Annotated in this window: 8 protein-coding genes; 1 reads left to right on the forward strand and 7 read right to left on the reverse strand. The window is 41.9% G+C overall.

What is annotated here, in order from left to right:
• The 4 genes from HMPREF1116_RS05435 to HMPREF1116_RS05450 form a co-directional block, all read right to left on the reverse strand.
• A complete protein-coding gene (locus HMPREF1116_RS05435) occupies positions 1-1,287 on the reverse strand; it encodes a homoserine dehydrogenase (RefSeq protein WP_000111623.1) in 1,287 nt (428 codons plus the stop codon).
• A 140-nt stretch (positions 1,288-1,427) separates the two neighbouring features.
• On the reverse strand, positions 1,428-2,150 hold the full coding sequence (gene yaaA, locus HMPREF1116_RS05440) for a peroxide stress protein YaaA (protein WP_000697805.1): 723 nt from the start codon (positions 2,148-2,150) through the stop codon (positions 1,428-1,430).
• Positions 2,151-2,195: 45 nt separating this feature from the next.
• The gene (locus tag HMPREF1116_RS05445; protein ID WP_025171256.1) at positions 2,196-2,606 is read right to left on the reverse strand and encodes a peptide deformylase; all 411 of its coding nucleotides are present in this window, start codon (positions 2,604-2,606) and stop codon (positions 2,196-2,198) included.
• Between the two features lie 108 nt (positions 2,607-2,714).
• A complete protein-coding gene (locus HMPREF1116_RS05450) occupies positions 2,715-5,399 on the reverse strand; it encodes a cation-translocating P-type ATPase (protein WP_000032480.1) in 2,685 nt (894 codons plus the stop codon).
• A gap of 269 nt (positions 5,400-5,668) precedes the next feature.
• Between HMPREF1116_RS05450 and HMPREF1116_RS05455 the strand changes: the two genes are divergently transcribed.
• On the forward strand, positions 5,669-6,859 hold the full coding sequence (locus HMPREF1116_RS05455; protein WP_001076695.1) for a cation diffusion facilitator family transporter: 1,191 nt from the start codon (positions 5,669-5,671) through the stop codon (positions 6,857-6,859).
• Positions 6,860-6,899: 40 nt separating this feature from the next.
• On the opposite strand, the gene scrK is transcribed toward HMPREF1116_RS05455, so the two are convergent.
• The 3 genes from scrK to HMPREF1116_RS05470 all read right to left on the reverse strand — a co-directional run bounded on the left by scrK (position 6,900) and on the right by HMPREF1116_RS05470 (position 10,734).
• Complete coding sequence (scrK, locus tag HMPREF1116_RS05460) at positions 6,900-7,787, reverse strand: fructokinase ScrK (protein ID WP_000164284.1); 888 nt, start codon at positions 7,785-7,787, stop codon at positions 6,900-6,902.
• A 238-nt stretch (positions 7,788-8,025) separates the two neighbouring features.
• On the reverse strand, positions 8,026-8,490 hold the full coding sequence (gene tnpA, locus HMPREF1116_RS05465; protein WP_000057639.1) for an IS200/IS605 family transposase: 465 nt from the start codon (positions 8,488-8,490) through the stop codon (positions 8,026-8,028).
• A 360-nt stretch (positions 8,491-8,850) separates the two neighbouring features.
• Positions 8,851-10,734, reverse strand: coding sequence for a sucrose-specific PTS transporter subunit IIBC (locus tag HMPREF1116_RS05470; RefSeq protein ID WP_000185531.1), 1,884 nt, complete (start codon positions 10,732-10,734; stop codon positions 8,851-8,853).
• Positions 10,735-10,856: the final 122 nt, after the last annotated feature.

Here is a 10,856-nt window from a genome sequence, read left to right on the forward strand (position 1 = left end):
TTAGTCTCCTAAAACCTTGAAGGTGTTGAGAAGTTCAAATTCAGCTACACCCTTCAAAGCTGCTGTAATATTTTCAAGCTGTGCCTTGTTAATCTTATGGGTAATGATGACAATACGAGCCTTGCCTTCTTGCTTACCATCTTGAAGGATTTGCTTGAAGGAAATATCTTCCGCATTAAAGAGCTCTGCCAATTTCAAGACTTGCCCTTTTGAATCTGGAGCCAGGATTGAGAAATAGTAGTTGGCTTTGACATCTTCTGGCTGAGCCAAAACAAGGTCACGATGGTATTCGTTAAAGGCTTTGCCAATGGTGCCGTCATTCAAACGACGAACGATACGGGCAATATCAGCTACAACGCTTGTTGCAGTTGGTTTTTGTCCGGCACCTGGTCCATAGTACATAGACTCGCCGATACCGATAGATTCCACAAAGACCGCATTCATAACACCGTTAACACTTGCGAGTGGATGAGCTTTAGGAAGGAAGGTTGGAGTAACCTCGGCAGCGATTCCAGAAGGTGTTTCTTCGATAGAACCTACTAATTTAACCACGTACCCAAGATCTTGGGCAACTGCCACATCTTCTGGAGTGATATTGCGGATTCCTTGATGGGCAACATCTTCAAATTTGACATTCATCCCAAATGCAAACTGGCTAAGGATGACCATCTTGTAGGCTGCATCAATCCCATCAACATCATTTGTAGGATCGCTTTCAGCAAAGCCAAGTCGTTGAGCTTCTGCCAAAGCATTTTCATAAGACCAGCCTTCTTCTACCATTTTGGTCATCATGAAGTTAGATGTTCCATTGACAACACCAAGAACACGAGTGATTTTGTCTGATGCTAGTGAGTTAACCAAGGTACGAAGGATTGGAATTCCTCCCGCAACAGCTGCTTCATAATAAAGAGCAACATTATGAGCTTTGGCAATCTCAAGCAATTCTGTACCATGAACAGCCAAAAGGTCCTTGTTGGCTGTCACGACATGTTTCCCTGCTTCTAAGGCACGAGTGATAAATGTTTTTGCCGGTTCGATACGTCCCATCAACTCAACAACAATCGCGATGTCTTTATCTGACAAAATTTCGTCAATATTTGTTACAAAATTAAAATCATTTCCTGCCTCAAGCAAGCGTGCTTTCTCTTCATCGTCTTTGACCAAAACCTTGGCTACTTCAATTTCTGAATGTGCTGCTTGAACAATTTTTTCTCCATTTTCCTTTAGTAAGAATGGCACACCACTGGCTACTGTACCAAATCCAAGTAAAGCAATCTTAACTGACATATTTGTCTCCTCGAAATTTTCTAATAGCCCTATTATACCAAAATTGTGAGAAAATTCCTACCATTCTGAACTAAAAATAGAAGCGTCAAATCATAAAAAAGCCTGCCCTGATACAACCTAGGACAGACGCTATTTTCAATCTATTTCACAAAAGCCAATTCCTTGCCAGTAGACAGGTCTTCTCGATAGTGGAAACCAGCAAAGCTGAGCTTTTTGATTTCTTCTACCGAAGTCACCTGACCTTCCATCAAGGCTGTTAAGAAAGCCCCTCGGGCTTTTTTAGAAATGGTTGAGTGGATTTTTAGTTTTCCATCTCTATCTTCCATGAACTTGAAGGTCACCATTTTCTCACGGATTTCTTTTGGAAAGACATTTTCAAACTCTGAAGACAAGAGTGAAAAGATGCAATCTTCCTCCTTCACCGACTCTTCATAAGCTGACTGCCAGTGACTTTTCAGGCTTTTTCCAGCGATTTTAAGCTTCATCAAAAAGTCCAGTCTGTGAGGTGCAATCGGTGCAAAAGCTGGAATCACACCGTAAAGAGCTGACGTTATCATGAGGTGTTTCTCCAGATAGGCTTGCTCCGCCTTGGTTAGATTTTCTCGTTTGATGTTGCGATACATGAGTCCATCAAAGAGGTACAAGGCAGGATAAGAGTTTGCAGTCCCTTTTTTTAAAGCTTGGATGCGTTCATACTCTTCTTGTGCTTTTTCAGCAGAAATTTTATAAAAATTTTCCAGTTCTTGAGCAGAATATATAGTTAGTTCGTCTAGTACAGCCTGACTTTCAGGAGACAAAGGTTTTGCCTCTAAACTAGGAACATTTGTATTCATTTCTTTTGCAGTTGGGATTAGAATTTTCATAGTCTTAGTGTAGCATATTTTTCTAGGAGCACCAAGGATTTGAGCCTAAATAATACGACCTTCTAAATGATCTAGTTCATGCTGACAAATCTGAGCCGGAAAACCCGTCAGGGTAATGGTCTGTTCTTTCCAATGAATATCTCTGTAGCTTACTGTAATTTTTTCATACCGAGTTGTCGGTCTTACTCCTGTCAAAGACAAACATCCTTCCTCGGTCTCATATGGCCCTTCAAAAGATTTGAGGACGGGATTAAACATAACCATGGGAATCATGCCGATATTAAAAATAATGACGCGCTTTTGAACCCCAATCATATTGGCTGCTAGTCCAACACAGGCCTCTCGATTAACCTGCAGAGTATCTTGTAAATCCTTTGCTAGGGGTAAATCTTCCTGGCTTGCAGGCTGGGATACCTGCGACAAAAACAAGATATCTTTTACAATTTTCTTTTCCAAGACTCTTTCCTCCATACGATATCATTCTACTTGATTATAGCACAAAATTATTTCAGTTTATCTTTATATATAAACAAAAAGCCATCCGAAGATGACTTTTCATAGTGCTTAAATAGCGTTTTTATCTTTTCCAAGCGCTCGTTGAACTGCTTTGACAATCTCAACAAGAACCACAATCATGAGTGCTCCTACAGCGACCACCATCCATTGAGTCAAGCTCAAATGAGAAACGTGGAAGAGACTGTTAAATCCAGGAACCAAAATTGTCACCACAAAGAGGACAAAGGCAACTGGGATAGACCAGTTAAAGGTCTTGTTCGTAAAGAGTCCCACTTTAAAGATAGATTGGTAAACTGACTTAACGTTAAAGGCATGCAGCAATTGGATCAAACCGAGAGTTGCAAAGGCCATAGTAAGAGCATCCGCATGGATTTCTGCATGACTTTGGTGCTCTGGGAAGAGAAGAGCCCAACCATAAACACCTAGAACGAGCATAGTTTGGAAGATACCTTGATAAATGATTGCTCCGAAGACACCACCATCAAAGAAGTTAGATTTACGCCCACGAGGTTTGTGGGTCATGACACCTGGCTCAGCTGGTTCCACACCAAGAGCGATAGCTGGGAGAGTGTCCGTTACCAAGTTAATCCAGAGCAAATGCACTGGTTGAAGAACATCCCAACCAAAGAGGGTTGCAAAGAAGATGGTGAAGACCTCAGCCATATTGGCAGACAAGAGGTATTGGATGGATTTTTGAATATTAGAGAAGACCTTACGTCCTTCTTCTACCGCTACGATAATGGTTGCAAAGTTATCATCTGCAAGGACCATATCAGAAGCTCCCTTAGAAACCTCTGTACCTGTAATCCCCATACCGATACCGATGTCAGCAGTCTTAAGTGACGGCGCATCGTTGACCCCGTCACCAGTCATGGCAACAACTTTACCTTCTTTTTGCCATGCTTTCACGATACGAACCTTGTGTTCAGGTGATACACGAGCGTAAACAGAGTATTGCTTGAAGACTTTTTGGAATTCTTCATCAGTGAGTTCATTCAACTCAGCACCCGTGAAGACATGGTCTTCGGTGTCATTTGGATCAATGATACCGAGACGTTTGGCAATGGCTTCTGCTGTATCTTGGTGGTCACCCGTGATCATGATTGGACGGATACCTGCTTCCTTAGCGACACGGACAGCTTCTGCTGCTTCTGGACGCTCAGGGTCAATCATGCCGACTAAACCAGAGAAGATGAGGTCAGACTCAACAATTTCAGATTCCAAGGTTGGAATTTCATCGCTAGTTTTATAAGCCATCATCAAGACACGAAGGGCTTGTTTAGCCAAATCTTTGTTGTTAGCAAGGATAGCTTGTTTATCTTCTTCTGTGATTGAGCGAACTTCCCCATTGACTTCAATACGTGTCACACGTTTGAGCAATTGGTCAGGGGCACCCTTGACAGCGATAAAGTATGAACCATCTGCTTCTTTATGGATGGTAGACATAAGCTTACGGTCTGAGTCAAATGGCAATTCTGCAACACGTGGCTCATCTTTCAGAACTTCACGAACGTCAAAGTTGTGATCCAAACCAAACTGTACAAGGGCTGTCTCAGTTGGGTCACCAATCAATTTACCAGATGGGTCCACTTTGGTATCATTGGCAAAGTTCATGATGCGAAGGGTATTGTTGCTAGCAGCAATCTCAGCTGCTGAGCTTTGCAATTGACCATTAGTATAGACTTTTTCAACCGTCATTTGGTTCATGGTCAAGGTACCTGTTTTATCAGATGCGATGATTTCTGTTGAACCAAGTGTTTCAACCGCTGGTAATTTACGAACGATTGAATTACGTTTGGCAAGGGTTGTTGTTCCCAAAGAGAGAACGATGGTTACAATGGCAGGAAGACCTTCTGGAATCGCCGCAACCGCAAGGGCTACTGCAACCATCAAACCTTCTAATGGATGTTCCCCACGGACGAAGACACCAACCAAGAAAGTGATAATCGCAATCACAACGATTAAGTAAGTCAAGGCTTTAGATAATTGTTCCAAGCTTTGCTTCAATGGTGTTTCTGTCTCATCGGCATTGGCCAACATATCCGCAATCTTACCAACTTCAGTATACATACCAGTGTTAGTCACGACACCAATACCGCGACCGTAAGTTACGTTTGAGTTTTGGTAACCCATATTAACGCGGTCCCCAATACCAGCATCTGCTTCTACCACTTGAGTAATATCTTTTTCAACTGGTACAGATTCACCAGTAAGAGCAGCTTCTTCAATTTTAAGAGATGCCGCTTCAAGCAAACGCATATCGGCAGGCACCACATCACCAGCTTCTAGCAAGACGATGTCCCCAGGTACCAATTCTTTTGAGTCAATCTCAATGACATGACCGTCACGACGAACACGGGCCATTGGGCTAGACATATTTTTCAGTGCTTCAATCGCTGCTTCTGCTTGACCTTCTTGGTAAACCCCAAAGGCAGCATTCAAGACAACAACGGCCAAGATGATCATGGCATCTGTTAAACCATCCATCCCTTCTGTAATGACAGAAAGTGCCGCTGCCGCAAGCAAGATGATAATCATCAAATCCTTAAATTGATCAAGGAATTTAGCTAGTAGGCTACGTTTTTCGCCCTCTTCCAACTCATTACGACCATAAGTCGCTAAGCGTTCTTGAGCTTGAGCAGTTGACAAACCTTCGACAGATGAGTCCAGATTCTTTAGGACTTCCTCAGAAGATTGCGTGTAAAACAAGTCTTTATTTTGTTCTTTTGACAAAACAGTCTCCTCCTTTTTGGCCTCTTTTACAAAAAAAGAGACCTGTTTTTTTAAAAAACAAGTCTCGCTGTTTAATATAGTGCCGGAAATAATTCGTAATGACGACACTATCGCGGTTTTCCGCCAGCTACTCCCTTGAGTAGTTCTATTATATCAGAATTTCAAAAGTTTTCAAGCGTTGAGGTGGAATTAGCTTACTTCCTCCATTTGAATTTTCCATGAAAAACCAGTATAATGGTAGGATATGAAAATCTTAGAAAGGGAGTTAAATGAATCAATCGGTTTCAAACTTAAAATTGGCTGAGCGTGGTGCAATTATCAGTATTTTGACCTATCTATTCTTGTCTGCAGCTAAGTTAGCAACCGGCCACCTGCTCCATTCATCCAGTTTGGTGGCAGATGGTTTTAACAACGTTTCAGATATCGTCGGAAATGTGGCCCTTCTCATTGGGATTCGTTTAGCTCGCCAGCCGGCAGATAGAGATCATCGCTTCGGCCACTGGAAAATAGAGGACTTGGCAAGTCTCATCACTTCCATCATCATGTTTTACGTTGGTTTTGATGTTCTACGGGACACCATTCAAAAGATACTCAGCCGAGAGCAAACAGTCATTGATCCACTTGGGGCGACTCTGGGTGTCATCTCTGCTATCATCATGTTTGCAGTTTATCTCTACAATAACCATCTGAGCAAAAAATCTAAATCTAAGGCACTTAAGGCTGCTGCCAAGGATAATCTTTCAGATGCTGTGACTTCTATTGGAACTTCTATTGCTATCCTAGCTAGTAGCTTTAACTATCCAATCGTGGATAAGTTGGTTGCCATCGTTATCACCTTCTTTATTCTTAAAACTGCCTATGATATCTTTATCGAGTCATCCTTCAGTCTTTCTGACGGTTTTGACGAACATTTGTTGGAAGATTACCAAAAGGCTATCATGGAAATCCCTAAGATTAGCAAGGTCAAATCACAACGAGGTCGTACTTATGGAAGTAATATTTATCTAGACATTACTCTCGAGATGAATCCAGACCTCTCCGTTTTCGAAAGTCACGAAATTGCAGATCAGGTTGAATCCATGTTATCAGAACGCTTTGGCGTCTTTGATACCGATATTCATATCGAACCAGCACCAATCCCTGAGGATGAAATCCTAGATAATGTCTATAAAAAATTGCTCATGAGAGAGCAACTGATTGACCAAGGAAATCAACTGGAAGAGTTACTTGCAGAAGACTTCATTTATATCCGCCAGGACGGACAAGAACTGGACAAGGATGCATATAAGTCCGAAAAAGAACTGACTTCTGCTATCAAGGAACTTCACTTGACGTCCATTAGTCAGAAGACAAAACTCATTCGCTATCAGATTGGTGATACCATCCACACAAGCATCTGGCGCCGACATGAAACTTGGCAAAATATTTTCCATCAGGAAACAAAGATAGAAAAAGACTAAAAAATGAGGCCGGGATAATTTCCGACCTCATTTTTCATGTTTATTTTGCAACGCTCTTAGCAAGAACGAAGTTTCCAAGTGTAGCCGAACCATTACCTGCTACAGCTGGTGTTACGATATAGTCACGTACATCTGGAACTGGTAGGTAACCATTGAGCAAGGATGTGAATTTCTCACGTACACGGTCAAGCATGTGTTGTTGGGCCATAACCCCACCACCAAAGACGATGACATCTGGTCGGAAAGTTACGGTAGCATTAACCGCGGCTTGAGCGATATAGTAGGCTTGAACATCCCAAACAGGGTTGTTGAGTTCAATGTTTTCCCCGCGAACACCTGTACGAGCTTCCAAACTTGGACCAGCTGCATAGCCTTCCAAACAGCCCTTGTGGAATGGACAAACACCGTTGAATTCTTTTTCAATATCCATTGGGTGTCTAGCCACATAATAATGACCCATCTCAGGGTGACCAACACCGCCAATAAACTCGCCACGTTGGATAACGCCTGCACCGATACCTGTACCGATTGTATAGTAAACCAAGTTTTCGATACGGCCACCAGCATTATTACGAGCAACTACCTCACCGTAGGCAGAACTGTTTACGTCTGTTGTGAAGTACATTGGCACGTTTAGAGCGCGACGAAGAGCACCAAGCAAATCAACATTTGCCCAGTTAGGTTTTGGAGTTGTTGTGATAAACCCGTAAGTTTTTGAGTTTTTATCGATATCGATTGGACCAAATGAACCAATCGCAAGTCCTACAAGATTATCAAATTTTGAGAAGAACTCGATGGTTTTATCGATAGTTTCGATAGGTGTTGTTGTTGGGAATTGTGTTTTTTCTACAATATTAAAGTTTTCATCACCGACAGCACAGACAAATTTTGTACCGCCCGCTTCCAAGCTTCCATATAATTTTGTCATGATAAACCTCTAGTTTTTATTTTCTCTATTATAGCATAATTCCAGAAGGAAAGTTGTTCTATATTTTAGTTTTTCCTCTGTAAATTTTACCATTCAATCATGACCACCCGTCTAACGGGTGGTTTGAACCAGGGCTATAAGCCCAAATTACCAGCCAGCGCCTAAAGACGCTGGCTTTCACGTTGTTCAAGCCTCATTGCTCTTGACTCGTCACTTGCCTCTTAAAGAGGCGTGAGTATTACTTACCACTATCCCTAAAGGGATCCTCATATTCTTTTACACTCAATTTATCTAGTGCTATATCATGCTTTTCCTGTTCTTGGATATATTTCCTAATTGTGGCTTCATTGAGCCCTACTGTGCTCACATAATAACCTTCTGCCCAGAAATGCCGATTCCCAAACTTGTACTTGAGATTGGCGTGTTTGTCAAACATCATGAGTGCACTTTTACCTTTTAAATAACCCATGAAACTTGAAACACTTATCCTCGGTGGAATACTGACTAACATATGAACATGATCATGCATTAAATGGCCCTCGATAATCTCAACACCTTTATAACTACATAATCGGCGGAATATTTCTCCCAAACTACTTCGATATTGATTATAAATGACTTTTCGTCTATACTTAGGGGTGAACACAATATGATACTTACAGTGCCACTTTGTGTGTGATAAACTATGTGTCTTTTGTGCCATGGTTTTCTCCTTTCGCTTTACAATTGGCTTGAACACCTTTATTGTATCGCGTTTGGAGTTTTTTTGGTATAACCTTCGATGCGCACCCGCATAGCGGGTGGTTTATTTGTCTCGCATCTCACGGAGCGAGACGGACTGAAAGTCACATAATCAAAAACGAACAAACATGACATTTGTTCGTTTTTTGATCTATTAAATCGAAAGTAGTGTACTCAATGAAAATCAAAGAACAAACTAGGAATCGAGCTGCGGATTGCTCAAAGCACGGCTTTGAGGTTGTAGATAGAACTGACGAAGTCAGTAACACATACATACGGCAAAGCGAGTATGACGCAGTTTGAATTTGATTTTCGAAGAGTATTAAGCTTTAACTTCGATGATTGCATCCCCCTTAGCAACTGATCCAGAAGCAACTGGATTTACTGAAGCAAAGTCTGCAGTGTTTGTCACGATAACCATAGTAGTGTTATCAAGTCCTGCAGCAGCAATCTTAGCTGAGTCAAATGTTCCAAGAACATCTCCAGCTTTAACCGTGTCACCTTGGGCAACTTTGTGGTTGAAGCCTTCACCGTTCATTGAAACAGTGTCGATACCAACGTGAATCAAGATTTCAGCTCCGTTTGATGTTTTCAAACCATAAGCATGCCCTGTTGGGAAGACGATTGTCACTTCAGCATCAGCTGGTGCATAGACAACATCTTGGCTAGGTTTCACAGCGATTCCTTGTCCCATAGCTCCACTTGAGAAAACTGGGTCATTAACGTCTGAAAGGGCAACTACGTCACCAACGATTGGTGTTTGGATGACACCTTCGCTAGGTGCAACAACAGTACCAGTTACTGCTTCGTCAGCTAAACGTTCAGTTGTAGCTTCTGAAGCCACTTCTGCTTCATCTTCATAACCAAACATGTAAGTAAGAGCAAAACCAAGAGCGAATGATACAGCTACCATAAGAAGGTATTGTGGAAGTTGTCCGTTACCAATGTAAAGCATTGTACCAGGGATGATTGTGATACCATTACCAGTACCAGCAAGACCAAGGATTGAAGCAAGTCCACCACCGACTGCACCAGCGATCAATGAAAGGAAGAATGGTTTACGGAAACGCAAGTTAACCCCGAAGATAGCAGGCTCTGTAATACCAAGGAAGGCAGAAAGAGCAGCTGGGAAAGCAAGTGTTTTAAGTTTAGGATTTTTAGTTTTCACACCAACGGCTACTGTTGCAGCACCTTGAGCAGTCATGGCAGCTGTGATGATAGCGTTGAATGGGTTAACATGGTCAGCAGCAAGCAATTGAACTTCAAGCAAGTTAAAGATGTGGTGAACACCTGATACGACGATAACTTGGTGAACTCCACCAATCAAGAAACCACCAAGACCAAATGGCAAGTTAAGGATAGCTTTTGTTCCAAGAAGGATATAGTTTTCAACAACGTGGAAGACTGGTCCGATCACAAACAAACCAAGAATTGACATTACGAGGAGTGTTACGAATGGTGTTACCAAGAGGTCAAGAACATCTGGAACAACTTTACGAACAGCTTTTTCAAACTTAGCTCCGACAACCCCGATGATGAAGGCTGGAAGAACTGAACCTTGCAAACCAACAACTGGGATAAATCCGAAGAAGTTCATAGCAGTTACTTCACCGCCAGAAGCAACAGCCCAGGCATTTGGAAGTGAACCTGAAACGAGCATCATACCAAGAACGATACCAACGGCTGGGTTACCACCAAATACACGGAAGGTTGACCAAACAACCAAACCTGGCAAGATAATGAAGGCTGTGTCAGTCAAGATTTGAGTGTAAGTTGTAACATCTTCTGGAAGTGTCATTCCAAGAGCATTCAAGAGACCACGAACACCCATGAAGAGACCAGTTGCTACGATAACTGGAATGATTGGTACGAAGACGTCACCGAAAGTACGGATGGCACGTTGGAACCAATTTCCTTGTTTAGCAGCTTCTGCCTTCATCTCATCCTTAGATGTCGTTGGCAAACCAAGAGCTACGACTTCATCGTACATCTTGTTAACTGTACCTGTACCAAAGATGATTTGGTATTGACCTGAGTTAAAGAAAGCACCTTGAACTTTTTCCAAGTTCTCGATAGCATCTTTGTTAATTTTCGCTTCATCTTTAACCATAACACGAAGGCGAGTAGCACAGTGAGCTACACTGTTAACATTCTCACGTCCGCCCAAGGCTTCGATGACTTTTTTTGCAATTTCTGTATTCGTCATTTGCAAAAATCTCCTTATAAAAATTTTTTCTTGTTTGAAAGCGATTTTATCCGCCCTACGAATATTATTCTATCACGTTTAAAAAATATGTCAAGCGTTTTGCAGAAAAAATTTTGCTAATT

This window comes from Streptococcus sp. SK140 (assembly GCF_000259525.1).
Classification (GTDB): domain Bacteria; phylum Bacillota; class Bacilli; order Lactobacillales; family Streptococcaceae; genus Streptococcus.

Coding starts and splice junctions, on each gene's coding strand:
- yaaA (WP_000697805.1), bottom strand. CDS start 2,150: ATGAAAATTCTAATCCCAACTGCAAAAGAAATGAATACAAATGTTCCT.
- HMPREF1116_RS05435 (WP_000111623.1), bottom strand. CDS start 1,287: ATGTCAGTTAAGATTGCTTTACTTGGATTTGGTACAGTAGCCAGTGGT.
- scrK (WP_000164284.1), bottom strand. CDS start 7,787: ATGACAAAATTATATGGAAGCTTGGAAGCGGGCGGTACAAAATTTGTC.
- HMPREF1116_RS05470 (WP_000185531.1), bottom strand. CDS start 10,734: ATGACGAATACAGAAATTGCAAAAAAAGTCATCGAAGCCTTGGGCGGA.
- HMPREF1116_RS05455 (WP_001076695.1), top strand. CDS start 5,669: ATGAATCAATCGGTTTCAAACTTAAAATTGGCTGAGCGTGGTGCAATT.
- tnpA (WP_000057639.1), bottom strand. CDS start 8,490: ATGGCACAAAAGACACATAGTTTATCACACACAAAGTGGCACTGTAAG.